Below are 19,032 nucleotides of genomic sequence, written 5' to 3'. Positions count from 1 at the left end.
CGTGCTATCAGATGCTTGCGTCGATTACAGCGGTACACCCAGGCGCTGGGCGACTTCTTCGTAGGCTTCGATGACGTCACCGAGGCCTTGGCGGAAGCGGTCCTTGTCCATCTTCTTCTTGGTGTCCTTGTCCCAGAGGCGGCAGCCGTCCGGGCTGAATTCGTCGCCCAGGACGATGGAGCCATCGCTGAACACGCCGAATTCAAGCTTGAAGTCCACCAGCAACAGGCCAGCGTCGTCGAACAGCTTGGTCAGCACTTCGTTGACCTTGAGGGACAATTCCTTCATGCGCGCCAGTTGTTCGCTGGTGCCCCAACCGAAGGCCACGACGTGGGATTCGTTGATGAAGGGATCGCCCTTGGCGTCGTCCTTCAGGAACAGCTCGAAGGTGTAGGGATTGAGCTTCATGCCCTCTTCCACGCCCAGGCGCTTGACCAGGCTGCCGGCGGCGTAGTTACGCACGACGCATTCGACCGGGATCATGTCCAGCTTCTTGACCAGACATTCGTTGTCGCCCAGCAGCTTGTCGAACTGGGTCGGCACGCCGGCGGCTTCGAGTTTCTGCATGATGAAGGCGTTGAACTTGTTGTTCACCATGCCCTTGCGGTCGAGCTGTTCGATGCGCTTGCCGTCGAACGCCGAGGTGTCGTTGCGAAACAGCAGGATCAAGCGGTCAGCGTCGTCGGTCTTGTAAACCGACTTGGCTTTGCCGCGGTAGAGTTCTTCACGTTTTTCCATGATGGGCTCCGCTTGCTAAGTAGTGGGCTAGGCGATATGTCGCCAGTCGAGCCCTGAATCTTGATCGGCCAGTTGCAGCCAGTCCGGGTCGCACCCAAGGGTGTCGACAAAACATTGCCGGGCCAGCTGCGGCAGGTTGTTCTTGCTGCTCAGATGGGCCAGGACCAGGTGTTGCAGGCCTTGCCAGCCCAACTCGGCCACCAGGAATGCCGCCTGGTGGTTGTTCAAATGTCCGTGTTCCCCGCCGACCCGCTGCTTGAGGAAGTACGGATAGTACCCTCGCGCCAGCATGTCGCGGCAATGGTTGGACTCGATCATCAGCGCATCGAGGTCCCGATAACTGTCCATGACCCTGTCGCAGTACGAGCCCAGGTCGGTCAGCAATCCGAAGCGCCGCTCGCCATCGCTGAAGACATATTGCGTCGGCTCACGGGCGTCATGCGCCACGCTGACCACGCTGATGTCCAGGGCACCGATGCGCAACTGCTCGCCACCGGCCACGAAGCCAGCCGGTTCGATGGGTTTGCGCAGGCCGCCATGCGTTCCGCGACTCAGGTAGACCGGCAGATTGTAGCGCCGAGACAGCAAACCCACGCCATGCACGTGGTCGGCATGTTCGTGGGTCACGAGTATCGCGCTCAGTTGCGCCGGATGGACACCCAGGCGCAACAGGCGCTTCTCGGTTTCTCGCAAGGAGAAACCACAATCGACCAGCACATAGGTACCGGCGCTGGCGATCAGCGTGCCGTTGCCCTGGCTACCGCTGCCGAGAACGGCAAAACGCATCGGATCAGCCCAGGTTGTCCTGAATCACGCCCAACACTTTGCGGGCCACATCGGCCGGCGCAACGGTGTTGATGTTTTTCTCGACGGTCACCTGGACGTTGTCGCCGACCTTGCTCAGGCGAACCTGATAACGCTCGGCACGGGCTTCGATTTCTTCCTTGTCCGGCGCGCTGCCGAACAGACCACTGAAGAAGCCAGGCTTCTCGTCTTTCTTCTCGGCTTTTTCAGCGAGGTTGATGTAGTAAAGGCCCAGGCTGCGGTTGATGTCCTCAACTCGCCATTCGCCCTGCTCCAACGCACGACCCACGCTCGACCAGGCACGATCCAGGTCGGAGCCGACGTTGAGCACCGGGTTACCGCTGCCGTCCTCGCTCAGGCTGACGCGGCTTGGGGTGTCGTAGTCCCGGGTGGCCAGCATCGACACCGAACCGCCCTGCTCGGCGGTGCGGCTCATGCTGGCGAGCATGTCGTCCACCAGCGCGGCGTCGAGGCCGCTATTGACCGAGCGGTTGGTGAAGGCCACGTCGGCGGTGCTGCCGGCGGGACGCTCGGCGCTGACGACGTAGATTTCACTGGTGTTGCGCTGCACACCCGGCTCGATCCGTACCCGTACGCGGGTTTCGCTGTCGGCGGCGACACCGGCGGCGCTCAGGCGCTTGGCCATGGCGGCGGACAGTTCATCGGCGCGTTGCCAGGTGGTGGTGAATTCGCCGGTCTGTGGGCGCTGCTCATCCAGGCGGAAACCGTTGTCCTGGAAGAACTGGATCGCCACGGGCCAGACTTCGGCCGGCGGGTGCTGGCCCATGACCCAGCTCGAATCGCCACTCTTTTGCAGGGTGTAGTCGCTCGCATCGGCCACGGCCGACAGCGGCTGTGGACGCGGCACGATGTATTCGCCCTTGACGCTGTCGTCGGCGACGTTGCGCGGGATCGGCAACAGCGGATCCAGGCGCTTGGCGACGCTGACGTCGGGTGGCAGTTGCATCGGTGCAGTCTGTTGCGCTTCGAGGTAGTCGCTACCACGGTCACGGAAATAACCATCCGGGCCCCAGACCCATCCACAGCCACTGGTGCTGGAGATAATCAAGGCAAGTGCGGAAAGGCCGGCCATTCGCTTCATGCGTTGTAGTTCCTCAATTAAACCAGGACGCCGGACTGGCGCATGGCCTGCCGCAGCGGTTCTTGACAGGTATTGCTCAACCAGGTGAGCGGCAGGCGAATGCCTTCGTGCATCAAGCCCATTTCGACCAGGGCAAATTTCACTGGGATCGGATTGGCCTCGATGAACAGGTCCTTGTGCAGCGGCATCAGTTTTTCGTTGAGTGCCCGTGCGGTGTCGGCGTCGCCCTTGAGCGCGGCCTCGCACAGGTCGGCCATCTCGCGCGGGGCGACGTTGGCAGTGACGGAGATGTTGCCCTTGCCGCCCATCAGGATCAGCTCGACGGCCGTTGGATCATCGCCGGACAGCACGAGGAAATCCTTGTTGACGCCATCGATGATGGCCTTGGCTCGCACGAGGTCGCCGGTGGCTTCCTTGATGCCGATGATATTCGGGACGGTGGACAGGCGAATCACAGTCTCGGCCTGCATGTCGCAGGAGGTGCGGCCGGGGACGTTATAGAGGATCTGCGGGATGTCGACCGCTTCGGCAATGTGCTTGAAGTGCTGGTACAAGCCTTCCTGGGTCGGCTTGTTGTAGTACGGAACGACCAGCAGGCAGGCGTCGGCCCCGGCTTCCTTGGCGTTGCGGGTCAGCTCGACGGCCTCGCGGGTGGAGTTGGCGCCGGTACCGGCGATCACCGGAATGCGCCCATTGACCTGCTTGACCACGGCGCGGATGACTTCGATGTGCTCGTTGACGTCAAGGGTTGCCGACTCGCCGGTTGTACCGACGGCGACGATGGCGTGGGTGCCGTTTTCAAGGTGGAAGTCCACGAGTTTGCTGAGGCTGGCCCAGTCAAGACGCCCTTGTGCATCCATGGGTGTGACCAGTGCCACCATACTGCCCGCAATCATGAAACCGCTCCTGCCGGAAAAAGAGAGCCGTAATGGTACTGGCGCCAAGATGCTTGTACAAGCGAACTCCCATTCCCCTTGGCGATGGTTTTCGCTACCCTTCAGCCTTTGATCGGTACCGATAAGCTCATACGCCGGTTTCCAGCCTCCGTTTTCGTCGCTACAAGCCTCGATCCTGCTCTTGAACAGGTGTTTGCGTGATGTCCCGCAGCGCAGCGCCACAAAAAAGCAAAAGGCTTGAACCGTTCGTTTTCCCAGTGCTGTCGCCCCGTCGAGCTGAAACATACCGACCGCTCATCGCTTTAGGAATGCTGCATGTCCACCCCCACAGTCCGCGAACAATTCCTTGTTATCAGTGCCCTTGGCGCCAACCCCATGGAGCTGACTAACGTCCTGTGCCGCGCCAGCCATGAAAATCGCTGCGCCGTCGTGACCTCACGCCTGACCCGTCATGGCGAATGCAGCGCGCTCGTGCTCGAGATCTCCGGCAGCTGGGACGCCCTCGCCCGCCTGGAAGGTAGCCTGCCCGTGTTGGCCAAGAAGCACGCCTTCACCGTTAACGTGGTGCGCAGCGCTGCCTTGGAGAACCGTCCCCAGGCCCTGCCCTACGTGGCCTATGTGAGTTCGGCCTACCGCCCGGACATCATCAACGAGCTGTGCCAGTTTTTCATGGACCACCACGTCGAGCTGGAAAACCTCACGTGCGACACCTATCAGGCCCCGCAAACGGGCGGCACCATGCTCAACGCCACGTTCACCGTGACCTTGCCGGCCGGCACCCAGATCAGTTGGCTGCGTGATCAGTTCCTGGATTTCGCCGATGCGATGAACCTGGACGCATTGATCGAACCGTGGCGTCCACAAAACCCAATGTAAGGAAGCGTTCATGGCCGTTGCCGTCGACCAGCCGGTTACCGATTTCCAAGCGCCCGCCACCAGCGGGCAGACTGTCAGCCTCGCGGCCCTCAAAGGCAAGCAGGTGGTGATTTACTTCTACCCCAAGGACAGCACTCCCGGCTGCACCACCGAAGGCCAGGGTTTTCGCGATCAATACGCACAATTCCAGGCGGCCAACACCCAGGTGTTTGGCGTCTCCCGGGACAGCATCAAGTCCCACGAGAACTTCAAGTGCAAGCAGGAATTCCCGTTCGAGCTGATCAGCGACAAGGACGAAGCCGTCTGCCAGCTGTTTGATGTGATCAAGCTGAAAAAGCTGTATGGCAAGGAGTACCTGGGCGTTGACCGCAGCACTTTCCTGATCGACAAGGACGGTGTATTGCGTCAGGAATGGCGTGGCGTGAAGGTGCCGGGCCATGTGGACGCGGTGCTGGCGGCGGCTCAGGCGCTGAATAACGCCTGAGGTGTCACTGCCTGTCTTGGCCACATGGCGAGCCGGCTCGCCATGTGGCCAAGACGGCTACAAGAGCGGCGCCACCACCGGTTCCTTGCTTGGCCACGCATCCAGCACCGCCTTGAACAGCGTCGCCAAGGGAATCGCGAAGAACACTCCCCAGAACCCCCACAGCCCGCCAAACAGCAAAACCGCGCAGATGATCGCCACCGGGTGCAGGTTCACCGCCTCGGAAAACAGCAGCGGGACCAGCACGTTGCCGTCCAGTGTCTGGATGATTCCGTACACCGCCATCAAATAGATGAACTGGTCGCTCCAGCCCCACTGGAACAGCGCAATCAGCGCCACCGGCACGGTCACCACCACGGTGCCGACGTAAGGCACCACCACCGAAATCCCCACCAGCAACGCCAGCAACGCGGCGTAGTTGAGGCCCAGGGCGACGAAACCGATATAGGTGACGCCGCCGCAGATGAAAATCTCGATGACTTTGCCGCGAATGTAGTTGGCGATCTGGCGATTCATTTCCTGGGCTACCCGAGTGATCAGCGCCCGTTCGCGAGGAAGGTAACCACGAACCCAGCGTCCGATCATTTCCCGGTCCTTGAGAAAGAAGAACACCAGGATCGGCACCAACACCAGATAGATCATGATGTTCACCAGCAGCGGCAAGCTGGACAGAGAGAACGTCAGGGCCCACTGGCCGAACTTGCCGATCTCGCCGCGCACCACTTCGATCGTTTGCAGCACCTGCTCATCCGAGACCAGGTGCGGGTAGCGCTCCGGGAGTAGCAGCAGCAGCGATTGCCATTTCACGAGCATCCCTGGCAGCTCGTTGAACAAGGTTACCAACTGGTGCCAGAGCAAGGGCACGATCACCACCAGGAACACCACCAGCAGCCCCATGAACAGTGCGAACACCAACCCCACCGCCACGGAGCCTGGCAGCCGCAAGCGCTCCAGCGTTGTGACCAGCCCCTGCATCAGGTACGCCAGCACCATCCCCGCCAAGACCGGCGCGAGCATGCCGCCCAATGTCAGGACAGCCGTGAAGGCCAGGAACAACAGCACGGCCAATACCACCGCCTCTTCATCGGAGAAGTAGCGCTGGATCCAGTCACGTAACACTTTGAACATTAAAAATCCTTATGAATTGCTGTCCGTTTTCAGGCTTTCTTCAGCCAATAACGGTAGACGCCGTTTTCGTCTTCTTCACGCAGCAGCGTATGACCGGCAAGCCTGGCGAAGGTCCGGAAGTCGCGCTGGGAGCCCGCATCCGTCGCGGTCACCTTGAGCACGGCGCCGCTGGCCAGGCGATTGAGTTCCAGCTTGGCCTTGAGCAACGGCAACGGACAGTTCAGGCCACTGGCGTCCAACTCGGCATCGTGGGCTACAGCATCGGTCATTGTTTCACTCCGCAACAGGTCGTCGAGCCGCCTAGAATATCTGGTCCCAGACCCGCTGTCCGGCTACAGTAAGGTCTTTGTCGACTAAGGCTCCGTGCATGACATTTCTGCGCCCCACCCTGCTGACGCTCGCTTGCCTGCTCGCCTCACCGGGCTTCGCCGACGACCTGCCGTCACTTGGCGATGCCAGTTCTGCCATCGTCTCGCCGGAACAGGAACATCAACTGGGTCGCGCCTGGCTGGCCCTGCTGCGCAGCCAGGTCTCGCAACTCAACGATCCGCAGCTCAAGGACTACGTCGAGTCCAGTGTCTACAAGTTGGTGGAAACCAGCCAGGTCAACGACCGGCGCCTGGAGTTCATCCTGATCAACAGTCCCCAGCTCAACGCGTTCGCCGCACCCGGCGGCATCGTCGGGGTCAACGGCGGGCTGTTCCTCAACGCGCAGACCGAAGGCGAGTACGCATCGGTCATGGCCCATGAACTGGCGCACTTGTCACAACGCCACTTCGCTCGCGGCGTCGAAGCCCAGCAGCGCATGCAGGTGCCGATGATGGCCGCACTGCTGGCCGGCATCGTGATAGCCGCCGCCGGCGGCGGTGACGCCGGCATCGCCGCCATCGCCGGGACCCAGGCCGCCGCCATCCAGGAGCAACGCCGCTTCTCCCGGCAGAACGAACAGGAAGCCGACCGCATCGGTATCCAGAACCTGGAAAAAGCAGGCTACGACCCGCGGTCAATGCCGACCATGTTCGAACGCTTGATGCGCCAATACCGGTTCGACGCCAAGCCTCCGGAGTTCCTGCTGACTCACCCGGTCACCGAATCGCGCATTGCCGACACCCGCAACCGTGCCGAACAGGCCAGGCCGGGGGGCATCGAGGACAGCATGCGTTATCAACTGATTCGCGCGCGGGTCCAGTTGACCTACGAAGAAACCCCGGGCCTGGGCGCCAAGCGCTTTCGCGCACTGCTGGATGAAAACCCGAAGAACGATGTCGCCCGTTATGGCCTGGCGATCGCGCAAATCAAGGGCGGCCAGCTGAATGAGGCTCGCGAAAACCTCAAGCCGTTGCTGGCGAAATCGCCTAACGAGATCATCTACAACCTGGCCGAAGTGGATCTGGACATTACCAGCAACAAGCTGGCGGATGCTCAATCTCGCGTCGACCGGTTACTGGTGCAATACCCGGGCAACTATCCGCTCAACCAAGTGCGTGTCGAACTGCTGCTCAAGCAGAACCGCCCCGCCGATGCCGAGAAGGCCCTGGAAACTCTGCTCAAGAACCGCCCGGACGACCCGGACGTCTGGTACATGGTGGCGGAAACCCGCGGGCTGTCAGGCAATATCATCGGCCTGCATCAAGCACGTGCCGAATACTTCGCGCTGGTGGGCGATTACCGTCAGGCCATTCAGCAGCTGGACTTCGCCAAACGGCGCGCCGGCACCAATTTCCCGCTGTCGTCGCGCATTGATGCCCGGCAGCGAGAGCTCATGGAACAGGAGCGCATGGTCAAGGACATGATGGGCTGAGCATTCGCCAGACAAAAAAAACCGCCTCTTTCGAGGCGGTTTTTTCAGCGATCAACCGATCATTCGGCCAGTTTGAAAGTGATGAAGCTCGCACGTCCCTGGCGCAGGACCCGCATCGACACCGAACGATTCTTCGGCAGTGCCTGGGCAATGTCGGTGAACGCCTTGGTGGAGCCGATGGCCTGATTGTTCAGGTGCGTAATGATGTCGCCCGGTTGCAGGCCGATCAGCGCCGCGGGACCGTCCTGTACTTCCTTGATCACAACGCCGCCTTGCAGCTCCAGCGTGCGCTTCTGCTCCTCGGTCAGCTCAGCCACGGCCACGCCCAGGCGATTGCTGCTGCGCTCTACGCCAGACTTCGGCTGTGAATCCAGTTCCTTGCCTTCTTCAGGGATCGCGCCAACCGTCAGCTCGACGTTCTTGCGCTTGCCTTCACGAATCACTTCCAGGTTGGCCTTGGCACCGGCCTTCAGTGCGCCCACCAAATGCGGCAGGTCAGCAGACATGATGATCGGCTGGCCATTGAGGCTGAGAATCACGTCACCGACTTGCAGGCCACCCTTGGCAGCCGGGCCACCTTCCTGAATCTGCGCCACCAGGGCGCCAGCAGGTTTTTCCAGCCCGAACGATTCAGCCAAGTCTTTGTTTACTTCCTGAATGACCACGCCCAACCAGCCACGGCTGACCTTGCCTTCGCTTTTCAACTGATTGGAAACGTCCATGGCGACGTCAATCGGAATGGCGAAGGACACGCCCATGAAACCGCCCGAGCGGGTATAGATCTGGGAGTTGATGCCTACCACTTCACCGTCGAGGTTGAACAACGGGCCACCGGAATTGCCCGGGTTGATCGGCACGTCGGTCTGGATGAACGGCACGTAGTTTTCATTCGGCAGGCTGCGACCAATTGCGCTGACGATACCCTGGGTCACGGTATGGTCAAAGCCGAACGGCGAACCAATCGCCACCACCCACTGACCGGCTTTCAGGTTCTGGGATTTGCCGAGCTTGAGCACGGGCAGATCCTTGCCTTCGATCTTCAGCAACGCCACGTCGGAACGTGGGTCAGTGCCGACCAGCTTGGCCTTGAGCTCACTGCGATCGGCCAGGCGCACGAGAATCTCATCGGCGTCGGCGATCACGTGGTTGTTGGTCAGGATGTAGCCGTCCGGCGAAATAATGAAGCCTGAGCCCAAAGACTGCGCTTCACGCTGGCGGCCACCACCGGGCGAGCGCGGCTGCGGCATGCCACGCTCGAAGAACTCACGCAACATGGGCGGCAAGCCTTCCAGGTCCGGCACTTGCGGATCCATTACCCGACGCTCCGGCAGCTTCTGCGTGGTACTGATGTTCACGACAGCCGGCGAAGCCTGTTCGACCAATTGAGTGAAGTCCGGCAACTCGACCGCCACCGCGGGAACAGCCTGACCGAGAACCAGTACGGTGGCAAATATGGAGAGATAGGTTTTCAAGCGTGGTATCGACATACGGCTCCCGTTACGACGAGCATGGTTAAGCGATATGGAGCAAAAACACCGGGTAACGATACGCCGGTATATTTGTTCCGCAAACAGACAAGGCCAGAGCCGAGCGGCTCTGACCTATAGAAAAAAAATCGTGTTTTTGCAAATGAAAATGCTGACAGGAAGTTTCGGCATTTCGATCAAGCCTCGGCGTTACCGGCCTCATGCGCAATCAAGCCACCTGAGCATGTACTACTTCGCTGCCGCGACGTCGGAGCGCATGGACAGCGCAATCCGCTCTGCCGTACCGATAGGAATTTCTCCAACCACCGTGACCATCATTTCGCCTTGTGGCGTGGTGAGACGACGAGATACAGCAGCCGTCGGCCCCAACTGGGTGCGAGTGTCGGTAGCTGTAGCACCGTTCAACGGTTCGAGAAACACCGAAAAGCGAGCCAGGCCATCGTCGTACATCAAGCTGCTGACCTGGACCTTGGTGTCCGGATCCTTTCGCGCAACGCTGCTGGTCAGTTCGAAGCCAGGCGGAAGCCAGTCCGAATGCCAGGCGGTCTTTACCACGGGGGCTTTATCAGGGTCTTGCGCAACGGCCTTGCACTCGGCGCTGGCCTGCAGATCGCCGTCCGAAGGTTCGGCGATATTCAGGCGGGTAAACTGAAAACGTTCGAGCAACTGGCCCTTGTCATTGAGCAGCAGCGACTTGAGCGGCAAACCGGTTTCCTTGTCCAGATGCAACTCAAAGCCATAGCGATGCTGATCTTTGGGCGTCAGGGCGACGATCACTGCCTGTCGCCCAGCCACGCGCGACTTGCCAATGACGGCAAGGTCATACCAATTCTTGAGTTTTTGCGGATCGAGCGCACGCGCAGTGCCATCAGGCGTATTTCCCAGCCCAGCAATCAAGCTGCCACTGACGCATTGAGTACGTCCGTCAATGCGCATGACTTCCTGTGCCGAACCGTCGAGCTGCAGTAGCCGCTCGCGGACTTTGCCATTCTGGACGCGATGCCAGATGCTATGGGTAGAAAAACTACCGTTACGCTCGTAAACGAAAGTACCTTGGAAGCTTTGCTGTTGCTCGGCTTGGCTTAGACGATTAAGCCAGTCTTGAGCCTCACCGGCATGGGCTGGAACAACGCACCAGCCACCGAGCAGAAGCGATAAGAGAGGTATGGCGCGCATGGTCCTCCTTAACGGTTTTCCAGACTGGCTGCACGAGCGTATGGCAGTGCACTTTCAGTCCCTTTCAACGCAGCCTGCTGGGCATGCTGGCGCAGATAGTTGGGCAAGCGCTGATCATGCCAGCCTGGTTGTCCTTGCAGGACACCGTTGGTGCCGGCAGCTTCCGAACCTTCGCTGTAGCCAGCCAGTACCGCAGGGCCTTTGACCTGTGGGGTGGCCAAGCTTGGCTGGTTGGACTGCTGGGCCATCTGTACACCGGCAATCTCATCCTGGTTGTACAAGCGCACACCTGCCAGTACGGCTACGGTCACCGAAGCGGCCACAGCCAGTCGACCCAGGCTACGCCATGGACCACGGGAGGCTTTCGCCGGTACGGCTTCATCAGCCAATGCAGCAGAAACGGCCGCAGCGATGTCCAGACGCGGAAGCAGCAAGTCCTTGTGCATGACAGCCCGGGCGATCTGGTAACGAGCCCAGGTCTCACGGGTTTCAACATCGTCAAAGGCATTCAATACCCGACGCAATTCCAATTCGTCCGCTTCGTTATCCATCACTGCGGACAGCGATTCCTGCAGGGCTTCACGACTCATGGCGTTCCTCTCTTGGCTGTCGCCGCTGTCTCAGTTTTCCTGCAACAACGGTTGCAGGGCTTTATCGATGGCCTCCCGAGCGCGGAAGATCCGGGAGCGCACGGTACCCACCGGACACTGCATGACGCTCGCAATGTCCTCGTAACTCAGACCGTCGAATTCACGTAAAGTTAAAGCCGTACGCAAATCTTCAGGTAATTGCTGGATGGTTCGATGGACAGTGCCTTCGATCTCATCCCGCAGCAACGCTCGCTCCGGTGACTCGAGGTCCTTGAGGCCATGATCGCCATCATAGAACTCGGCATCCTCGGAACTTACATCGCTATCCGGCGGCCGGCGGCCGCGTGAAACCAGATAGTTTTTCGCCGTGTTAATGGCGATGCGGTAAAGCCACGTGTAAAACGCGCTGTCCCCGCGAAAATTACCAAGTGCGCGGTAAGCCTTGATGAAGGCTTCCTGGGCGACATCCTGGGCTTCATGGGTGTCGTGCACAAAACGCACGATCAACCCGAGAATTTTGTGCTGGTATTTCAGCACTAGCAGATCGAAAGCTCGCTTGTCGCCGCGCTGAACGCGTTCGACCAGCTGCTGATCCTCTTCCTGGGTTAGCATGAACACTCCTCGATAAGCTCGAAGGAGGCTTGCATTACTAATTGACCGGGCTTGCAAACATAGACTCGGGCTTTTCGCAAAAGTTCTCCCCCTTCCAAGCAAGTTTCCGGCGTGCTCTGATCCGGCACGCACGAAAAGCGCAGCACGAGATTCCCCGGCTGCGCGAATAATCTGTCGCCGGGCCTGTCGGAGGAGGACTCAAATCGAAGTCCTGCACCAACCCGACGCTGTTCCCTTTTGCAGGCAACCGTCTATTGAACGTAGACGCTTGGCAAAAGTTCCCGCTATTTATAGAGCTTCGAAGCAAACATTGGCCTTGCGTGACGAGATAAACAGCGCTTAATCGACGAAACGGCCGCCTTGTCGTTCATCAGGAAAACCGTCCTGCGACGAAGCGCCTCGCTTTTCCCGCCCCACTGGTTCCATATTGCCATGAACGCCCGGCTATTGTGCCGGTCCCCCCCTCTATATACTAGTGGGCTGCGTGGCTTCCCGACCCGATGTAGCGGATGTCTGGTGCCAACCCCGAAACCGGGTCGCCTTGAGCGGAAAACTTCTAATGAGCCAACAGTTCCAACACGATGTTCTGGTAATCGGCAGCGGTGCCGCCGGATTGAGCCTCGCCCTGACCCTGCCGGAGCACTTGCGCATTGCAGTGCTGAGCAAAGGCGACCTGGCCAACGGCTCGACCTTCTGGGCCCAGGGCGGTGTCGCCGCCGTGCTGGATGACACCGATACCATTGAATCCCACGTCGACGACACCCTTAACGCTGGCGGCGGCCTGTGCCATCCCGACGCGGTGCGGTTCACCGTCGAGCACAGCAAACAGGCCATCCAATGGCTGATCGACCAAGGCGTGCCCTTCACCCGTGACGAGCAATCCGGTACTGAAGATGGCGGGTTTGAGTTCCACCTGACCCGCGAGGGCGGCCACAGCCACCGGAGGATCATCCATGCCGCCGATGCGACCGGCGCGGCCATCTTCAAGACCTTGCTGGCCCAGGCCCGGCAGCGGCCGAATATCGAATTGCTGGAACAGCGAGTCGCGATCGACCTGATCACCGAAAGACGCCTGGGCCTGGACGGCGACCGCTGCCTGGGCGCCTACGTCCTCAACCGAGGCACCGGCGAAGTCGACACCTACGGCGCACGCTTCGTGATCCTGGCCTCCGGCGGCGCGGCGAAAGTCTATCTGTATACCAGCAACCCCGACGGCGCCTGCGGCGACGGTATTGCCATGGCCTGGCGTTCGGGTTGCCGGGTGGCGAACCTGGAATTCAACCAATTTCACCCGACCTGCCTGTATCACCCGCTGGCCAAGAGTTTCCTGGTGACCGAGGCCCTGCGTGGTGAGGGTGCTCACCTGAAGCTCCCCAATGGGGAGCGTTTCATGCAGCGCTTCGATCCTCGTGCGGAACTGGCCCCTAGGGACATCGTTGCACGGGCCATCGACCATGAAATGAAGCGCCTGGGCATCGACTGCGTCTACCTGGACATCAGCCATAAACCTGAAGCGTTCATCAAGAGCCATTTCCCGACGGTGTACGAACGCTGCCTCGAGTTTTCCATCGACATTACCAAGCAGCCGATCCCGGTGGTGCCCGCAGCGCATTACACCTGTGGTGGCGTGATGGTCGACCAGCAGGGCCGCACCGACGTGCCAGGCCTGTACGCCATCGGCGAGACCAGTTTCACCGGCCTGCACGGCGCCAACCGCATGGCCAGCAACTCGCTGCTGGAGTGTTTTGTCTATGCACGCTCCGCAGCGGCAGACATCCTTGAGCAATTGACCCAGGTCGCTGTTCCCGCCGCCCTGCCCTCGTGGGACGCCAGCCAGGTCACCGACTCGGATGAAGACGTGATCATTGCCCACAATTGGGATGAATTACGGCGCTTCATGTGGGACTACGTTGGCATCGTACGCACCAACAAGCGCCTGCAACGGGCCCAGCATCGGGTGCGCTTGCTGCTCGATGAGATCGATGAGTTCTACAGCAACTACAAGGTGAGCCGCGACCTGATTGAACTGCGCAACCTGGCGCAAGTGGCCGAACTGATGATTCGCTCAGCCATGGAACGCAAGGAAAGTCGCGGCCTGCACTACACGCTCGACTACCCGAACCTGCTGCCGGAAGCGCTGGACACTATTCTGGTGCCGCCCACCTACGCCGGCTGAACTTGAGCCGCACGCGCAGGCGCCGATGAACATCCGCCGCCAGGGCGTCACGGGGCACGCACAACGAGCGAACCCGTCGCTCACCCTGCAGGCGAAAGCGCAGCACGACGATCAAGGGTAACGCGAGACTGTCGGGCCGCAACTGCACCGCTTGCCAGCCACCACTGGCGCTCCAGAGCTGCCAGCCATCGGCATCACGACGCAAGCCACGAAAGGCTTGGCGATGAGTCAGCAATATAAATCGCGGCAATACCCAGGCGCCGTGGCATATGCAAAGCACGACGCCAACGGCGGCGAACACGGGCGGGAGATTCGACAGCAACGACGAACCCAGGGCGAATGCCTGGGCCAGCAGGTAGGCCGCCAGCAACTGCCCGGAGACGTGCCAGCGGCATTCGAAGCAATTACTTGGGCTGGACACGGTCCAGGATCATCCGGACCATGCGTTGCAGCTCCGGGTCTTCGGATTCATTGCGTTCCATGAACCAGCCGAACATATCCTGGTCCTCGCACTCCAGCAGGCGAACGTAGCACGCACGATCCACCTCATTGAGGTGCGGGTAGACCTCCTTCACGAACGGCACCAGCAGCACGTCAAGCTCAAGCATGCCGCGGCGGCTGTGCCAGTAGAGGCGATTCAGTTCAACATCTTCAACCATGGAGCGCTCCTCAAATAGAGCGCAAGTATACAGGCCCGACCGTGGCGGAACAGACGGCTTTGGTCGGGCGCCGCCAATCCTTTGTAAACTACCCATTTCAAGGGCGCCCCCTTATGATGTCCACCAGACTTTTTTACCCTGCGATGACCCATGGCTGATTCCGCTTTTTTCTGCACCCTGTCCCACGAAGGCGTACTCGCGGTCCGCGGCGTGGACGCCGGCAAATTCCTGCAAGGCCAATTGACTTGCAATCTCAACTACCTGAGCGACAGCCGGGCCAGCCTGGGCGCCCGGTGCACCCAGAAAGGCCGGATGCAATCGAGCTTCCGGATCCTGCTCGAAGGTGACGGGGTCTTGATGGCGATGGCCACCGAACTGCTCGAGCCGCAACTGGCGGACTTGAAGAAATACGCTGTATTTTCCAAATCCAAGCTCACCGATGAAAGCGCAGCCTGGGTCCGCTTCGGACTGGAAAACGCCGACACAGCGCTCAGCGACCTGGGCCTGGAGCTGCCGGTCGACACTGACAGCGTGGCTCGCCATGAATCGTTGATCGCCATTCGCGTCTCTCCCGGCCGCGCCGAGCTCTGGGCTCGCGCCGAACAGGCCGATACGCTGCGCACCCGCCTGCGCGCGCTGCTGGCCGAAAACGACCTGAACCAATGGTTGCTGGGCCAGATTCGCGCGGGCATAGGCCAAGTCATGCCGGCCACCCGCGAACTGTTCATTCCGCAAATGCTCAACCTGCAAGCCGTTGGCGGCGTGAGCTTCAAGAAAGGCTGCTACACCGGCCAGGAAATAGTCGCGCGCATGCAGTACCTGGGCAAACTCAAACGCAGACTGTATCGCCTGCAGTTGGAAGCCGATGAACTGCCAGAACCTGGCACCGCCCTTTTCTCTCCCACCCACGGCAGTTCCATCGGCGAGGTCGTCATTGCCGCCCGCACCGAAAGAAATATTGAACTGCTGGCAGTCTTGCAGGCCGAAGCGGCAGAAGATGGGAATCTGCACCTCGGTGCTTTGGAAGGACCCGCGCTACACTTGCTGGACTTGCCTTACGAACTGGACCGCGACCGCGAAATCCAGCGTTGATCGCAACATTTTTCGCAGCACCTAGAGAAACGAAATGAGCGATTTGGCGGATAAGGTCCAGCGGGACTTGGTGGCGGCCATCGATAATGACGACTTGGTCCTGCCGACATTGCCGGAAGTGGCCATGCAGATTCGCCGGGCCGCTGAAGACCCGGAGATCAGCGTCAGCAACCTGAGCAAAGTGATCGGCCGCGACACGGCGCTGTCGGCGCGCCTGATAAAGGTCGTCAACAGCCCGCTGCTGCGAGCTACCCAGGAAGTAACCGACTTACACACGGCCATCACGCGGCTGGGGGTCAACTACAGCAGCAATTTGGCCATCGGCCTGGTCATGGAACAGATATTCCATGCCCGCTCCGAGGTCGTGGAACAAAAGATGCGGGAAGTCTGGCGCAGAAGCTTGGAGATCGCGGGCGTCAGTTACGCGCTGTGCCGCAGCTACACCCATCTCAAGCCTGACCAGGCTGCATTGGGTGGGCTGGTCCACCAGATTGGCGTCCTGCCGATCCTGACGTATGCCGAGGACAACAATGAGTTGCTCTCGGACCCGGTCAGCCTCAACCACGTCATCGAGACGATTCATCCCGTATTGGGGGACAAGCTGCTCAGTGTCTGGGAGTTTCCGGAGAAGCTGGTAAAACTGCCGGGCCAGTATCTGGATTTCAGCCGGGACTCCAGGCAGCTCGATTACGTCGACCTGGTGCAGGTCGCCTCGCTGTATTGCCACAGGGACAGCAATCATCCGCTGAGCAAGATCGACGTGTTTGGAGTGCCCGCGGTCAAGAAGCTGGGCCTGGACCTCGACGACAAGGACCGGTGCGCGGACATCGAAGAGGCGCGGTCGATGTTTTACTGACAAATTTCGCAACCACCACACTTTCATGTGGCGGGGGAGCTTAATCCCGCTCGACTGCGCAGCAGGCGCAAGCTTTTAAGGGCCGCTCGCGACCCAACGGGGATAAATCCCCTCGCCACAGGCCCTCGACTCAGAGTCAGTCTGAGCCAGGAATAAAACTCACCCGCACCTTCAATCCCCCCTCCTGCCCATCATGCAAGGTGATCTGCGCCAAATGCGCCCGGCAGATTTCCCCAACGATCGCCAACCCCAAGCCGGAGCCGGCCACTTGCTGGTTGCGCCGATAGAAGCGCTCGAACACCCGCTCTCGTTCATACAGGGGAATGCCTGGGCCATCATCCTCGACCTCGAGTATCGCCGGTGCGGCGACCCGCAGGATCACATTGCCGCCCGCTGGCGTATGGGCCAGGGCGTTGTCTACCAGATTGCTCAAAAGCTCGTTCAGCAGTGTCGGTTCGCCCCGCAACCAGACAGGCTCCTCGGCTTCCAGGGCCAATGCGACACCCCGCGCATGGGCCAACGGCGCCATGGCCATGCCCAGTTCACGGGCCAGTTGGCTGAGGTCGAGCAACTGCGCGCCGCCCTCGGCAATCGCCCTCGCACCATTTTCCACTCGTGCCAGCGACAGCAGCTGATTCGCCAGATGGGTCAGGCGGTCGGTGCCCTGGGCCGCGCTTTCCAGGGTTTCGCGCCACGTTGGCGGCTCGCTGGCGCGCAAGCCCAACTCCAGGCGCGCCTTGAGCGCGGCCAAGGGGGTTCGCAACTCATGGGCGGCATCGGCAATGAACTGCGCCTGACGTTCGAACTGGCCGCGCAGGCGCTCGGTGAAATGATTCAGGGCTCTGACCAGCGGCCACAGCTCATGCTGGACCTCTATCAGCGGCAAAGGCCGCAAGTCGTCCGGCTGACGCTCTTCCACTGCCGTGCGCAAGCGTTCCAGCGGACGCAGCGCGGCACTGACGGCGAACCACACCAACAGCAGCGCACCCACGGCGAGCATGCCTAACCGCAACAGCGTATCGGCCATCAGGCTCCGGGCCATGCTGACCCGCGCCTCTTCGGTTTCCGCCACGCGAATTTCCGCCATGCCATTCATCTCCGGCTCGCTCACGGCCTTGAGCAGGCTCACCACTCGCACATTCTGGCCTTCATATCGAGCGTTGTAGAAACGTGCCAGCGCGGGATAGTCATCGGTGCGCGGCGTACCGGGCGGCGGACCGGGAAGATTCTCGTAACCTGAAATCAGCTTCTGGTGGATGTCGTTGACCTGGTAGTAGATCCGTCCGGCGCTGTCATAGGCGAAAGTATCCAAGGCCACGTAAGGCACATCGGCGCTGAGTGTGCCGTCTCGCTGCGAAAGGCCGGCGGCAATGGTCCGGGCCGAAGCCAGCAATGTGCGGTCGTAGGCGGTATCGGCTGCTTCACGACCGTTCCAATACGCGCTCAGGCCGCTTGCGAGCATCAGCACCACCAACAGCGATGCCAGGTTGCGCAGCAGCCGCCAACGCAGGCTGTCGGGCTTATGCATCGCGGGTTTCCAACAAGTAACCCAACCCCCGGAACGTCACGATTGCCACCGCATGGCCGTCGAGTTTCTTGCGCAAACGGTGCACGTAGATTTCGATGGCATCGGGGCTCGCCTCTTCATCCAGGCCGAACACTTGGGCCGCCAACTGCTCCTTGCTCATCACCCGACCAGGCCGGGCGATCAACGCCTCCAGCACGGCCTGCTCGCGGGACGTCAGTGTCATGAGTTCGTCGTCGAGGGTGAAGCGACGGGTGTCGAGGTCGTAGACCAGTCCTCCGCAGCGCTGCTGGCGCTCGCCACCCAGCACGCTACGGCGCAGCAACGCCTTGACCCGGGCTTCGAGCTCGGTGAGTTCGAAAGGCTTGGCCAGGTAATCGTCGGCGCCGAGGTTCAGCCCGTGGACGCGGTCCTTGACATCGCTGCGAGCGGTCAGCATCAGCACCGGCAAGGTCTTGCCCCGCGCTCGCAAGCGCGCGAGCACCTCGAATCCGTCCATGCGCGGCAACCCCACATCGAGGACCGCCACCGCGTATTCCTCGCTGCTCAACGCCAGGTCGGCGGCCACCCCATCGTGTAGCACGTCCACCGTCAAGCCCGTGCTCTTGAGGGCCTGGGCGACACTTTCAGCGAGCTGCAGATGGTCTTCGACGAGCAGGACACGCATGGGTTTTTCCTCGATTCAGGGGATGGCCAGCGCCATTCTTTGGCGCGGAGTTTACAGCCGCATCCGCCACTGTGAAGGCAAAAAACATTCTGAAAGCTTTTGAAAGGTTAGCGAAAGGTTCGGCCGTTAGAGTCCTGACACGGACAGTTACGACTGCCGGTCGCGACACACCTCGCGAGCGAAAAACGCCTCGAAGCGTTTTCACCAATAAAAACAATAAAGCGGAGTATTCACCATGCTGTCCATGCAGCCCAAGGCGTCAACGCCCATCCGTCTTTCCAGACTCAACCAGACTACCCTTGCCTGTGCCGCTGCCCGCGCCGATTTCAATCGACGTCTCGGTGCACTCGCGCAGCGCGATCT

Annotated in this window: 20 protein-coding genes; 6 read left to right on the top strand and 14 right to left on the bottom strand. The window is 60.6% G+C overall.

All coding sequences use genetic code 11. The features are described 5' to 3' along the window. Positions 1 to 24: 24 nt before the first annotated feature. The 4 genes from purC to dapA are packed head-to-tail and all read right to left on the bottom strand — an operon-like array spanning position 25 to position 3,540. Complete coding sequence (purC, locus tag HU762_RS09875) at positions 25 to 738, bottom strand: phosphoribosylaminoimidazolesuccinocarboxamide synthase (RefSeq protein ID WP_186635992.1); 714 nt, start codon at positions 736 to 738, stop codon at positions 25 to 27. 27 nt (positions 739 to 765) lie between these two features. Continuing rightward, positions 766 to 1,524, bottom strand: a complete 759-nt coding sequence (locus HU762_RS09870; protein ID WP_186612227.1) for an MBL fold metallo-hydrolase — start codon at positions 1,522 to 1,524, stop codon at positions 766 to 768. Positions 1,525 to 1,528: 4 nt separating this feature from the next. Then, complete coding sequence (gene bamC / locus HU762_RS09865) at positions 1,529 to 2,644, bottom strand: outer membrane protein assembly factor BamC (RefSeq protein ID WP_186635989.1); 1,116 nt, start codon at positions 2,642 to 2,644, stop codon at positions 1,529 to 1,531. Between the two features lie 17 nt (positions 2,645 to 2,661). Next, positions 2,662 to 3,540: a 4-hydroxy-tetrahydrodipicolinate synthase gene (gene dapA, locus HU762_RS09860; protein WP_186635985.1), complete on the bottom strand. Its 879-nt coding sequence runs from the start codon at positions 3,538 to 3,540 to the stop codon at positions 2,662 to 2,664. A gap of 315 nt (positions 3,541 to 3,855) precedes the next feature. Here dapA and HU762_RS09855 point away from each other — a divergent pair, with 315 nt between their 5' ends. Both HU762_RS09855 and HU762_RS09850 read left to right on the top strand, forming a co-directional pair. Continuing rightward, entirely contained in the window at positions 3,856 to 4,416 is a 561-nt protein-coding gene (locus HU762_RS09855; protein ID WP_003184325.1) for a glycine cleavage system protein R, read from the top strand. A gap of 10 nt (positions 4,417 to 4,426) precedes the next feature. Beyond that, positions 4,427 to 4,900 carry a peroxiredoxin gene (locus HU762_RS09850; RefSeq protein ID WP_186635982.1) on the top strand — a complete coding sequence of 158 codons (474 nt, stop codon included), beginning with the start codon at positions 4,427 to 4,429 and terminating at the stop codon, positions 4,898 to 4,900. A gap of 57 nt (positions 4,901 to 4,957) precedes the next feature. Here the strand turns inward: HU762_RS09850 and HU762_RS09845 are convergent, their stop codons facing one another. Both HU762_RS09845 and HU762_RS09840 read right to left on the bottom strand, forming a co-directional pair. After that, entirely contained in the window at positions 4,958 to 6,028 is a 1,071-nt protein-coding gene (locus HU762_RS09845) for an AI-2E family transporter (RefSeq protein WP_186635979.1), read from the bottom strand. 29 nt (positions 6,029 to 6,057) lie between these two features. Next, the gene (locus tag HU762_RS09840) at positions 6,058 to 6,297 is read right to left on the bottom strand and encodes a sulfurtransferase TusA family protein (protein WP_186612232.1); all 240 of its coding nucleotides are present in this window, start codon (positions 6,295 to 6,297) and stop codon (positions 6,058 to 6,060) included. A 98-nt stretch (positions 6,298 to 6,395) separates the two neighbouring features. Here HU762_RS09840 and HU762_RS09835 point away from each other — a divergent pair, with 98 nt between their 5' ends. Further along, a complete protein-coding gene (locus HU762_RS09835; protein WP_186635976.1) occupies positions 6,396 to 7,829 on the top strand; it encodes a M48 family metalloprotease in 1,434 nt (477 codons plus the stop codon). Between the two features lie 59 nt (positions 7,830 to 7,888). On the opposite strand, the gene HU762_RS09830 is transcribed toward HU762_RS09835, so the two are convergent. The 4 genes from HU762_RS09830 to rpoE all read right to left on the bottom strand — a co-directional run bounded on the left by HU762_RS09830 (position 7,889) and on the right by rpoE (position 11,694). Next, positions 7,889 to 9,316 carry a DegQ family serine endoprotease gene (locus HU762_RS09830; RefSeq protein WP_186635973.1) on the bottom strand — a complete coding sequence of 476 codons (1,428 nt, stop codon included), beginning with the start codon at positions 9,314 to 9,316 and terminating at the stop codon, positions 7,889 to 7,891. 228 nt (positions 9,317 to 9,544) lie between these two features. Further along, positions 9,545 to 10,492 carry a MucB/RseB C-terminal domain-containing protein gene (locus tag HU762_RS09825; RefSeq protein WP_186635970.1) on the bottom strand — a complete coding sequence of 316 codons (948 nt, stop codon included), beginning with the start codon at positions 10,490 to 10,492 and terminating at the stop codon, positions 9,545 to 9,547. 8 nt (positions 10,493 to 10,500) lie between these two features. Then, positions 10,501 to 11,082 (bottom strand): RseA family anti-sigma factor, encoded by a 582-nt coding sequence (locus HU762_RS09820; protein ID WP_186612236.1) that lies wholly within the window; start codon positions 11,080 to 11,082, stop codon positions 10,501 to 10,503. A 30-nt stretch (positions 11,083 to 11,112) separates the two neighbouring features. Continuing rightward, complete coding sequence (rpoE, locus tag HU762_RS09815) at positions 11,113 to 11,694, bottom strand: RNA polymerase sigma factor RpoE (RefSeq protein WP_003172477.1); 582 nt, start codon at positions 11,692 to 11,694, stop codon at positions 11,113 to 11,115. 559 nt (positions 11,695 to 12,253) lie between these two features. Between rpoE and nadB the strand changes: the two genes are divergently transcribed. Further along, entirely contained in the window at positions 12,254 to 13,870 is a 1,617-nt protein-coding gene (nadB, locus tag HU762_RS09810) for an L-aspartate oxidase (protein ID WP_186635966.1), read from the top strand. Here the strand turns inward: nadB and HU762_RS09805 are convergent. Both HU762_RS09805 and HU762_RS09800 read right to left on the bottom strand, forming a co-directional pair. After that, positions 13,839 to 14,291 (bottom strand): protein YgfX, encoded by a 453-nt coding sequence (locus HU762_RS09805; RefSeq protein WP_186635963.1) that lies wholly within the window; start codon positions 14,289 to 14,291, stop codon positions 13,839 to 13,841. The two genes, nadB and HU762_RS09805, sit on opposite strands and share 32 nt — an antisense overlap. Beyond that, complete coding sequence (locus HU762_RS09800; protein ID WP_060541233.1) at positions 14,275 to 14,529, bottom strand: succinate dehydrogenase assembly factor 2; 255 nt, start codon at positions 14,527 to 14,529, stop codon at positions 14,275 to 14,277. The genes HU762_RS09805 and HU762_RS09800 overlap by 17 nt, the downstream gene beginning before the upstream one ends. A 150-nt stretch (positions 14,530 to 14,679) precedes the next feature. Here HU762_RS09800 and HU762_RS09795 point away from each other — a divergent pair, with 150 nt between their 5' ends. Next, positions 14,680 to 15,621, top strand: a complete 942-nt coding sequence (locus HU762_RS09795) for a folate-binding protein YgfZ (RefSeq protein WP_186635959.1) — start codon at positions 14,680 to 14,682, stop codon at positions 15,619 to 15,621. A 34-nt stretch (positions 15,622 to 15,655) separates the two neighbouring features. Beyond that, positions 15,656 to 16,477: an HDOD domain-containing protein gene (locus HU762_RS09790; protein ID WP_186635956.1), complete on the top strand. Its 822-nt coding sequence runs from the start codon at positions 15,656 to 15,658 to the stop codon at positions 16,475 to 16,477. A gap of 136 nt (positions 16,478 to 16,613) precedes the next feature. On the opposite strand, the gene HU762_RS09785 is transcribed toward HU762_RS09790, so the two are convergent. Both HU762_RS09785 and HU762_RS09780 read right to left on the bottom strand, forming a co-directional pair. Continuing rightward, entirely contained in the window at positions 16,614 to 18,005 is a 1,392-nt protein-coding gene (locus HU762_RS09785) for a sensor histidine kinase (protein WP_186635953.1), read from the bottom strand. Then, positions 17,998 to 18,669 carry a response regulator gene (locus HU762_RS09780; protein ID WP_186612242.1) on the bottom strand — a complete coding sequence of 224 codons (672 nt, stop codon included), beginning with the start codon at positions 18,667 to 18,669 and terminating at the stop codon, positions 17,998 to 18,000. Before HU762_RS09780 ends, HU762_RS09785 begins: the two co-directional genes overlap by 8 nt. Positions 18,670 to 19,032 lie beyond the last annotated feature (363 nt).

This window comes from Pseudomonas sp. SWRI92 (assembly GCF_014268685.1).
GTDB lineage: Bacteria > Pseudomonadota > Gammaproteobacteria > Pseudomonadales > Pseudomonadaceae > Aquipseudomonas > Aquipseudomonas marvdashtae.
The sequence above is the reverse complement of the archived record's forward strand: the minus strand, read 5'-3'. Positions and strand labels throughout refer to the sequence as shown.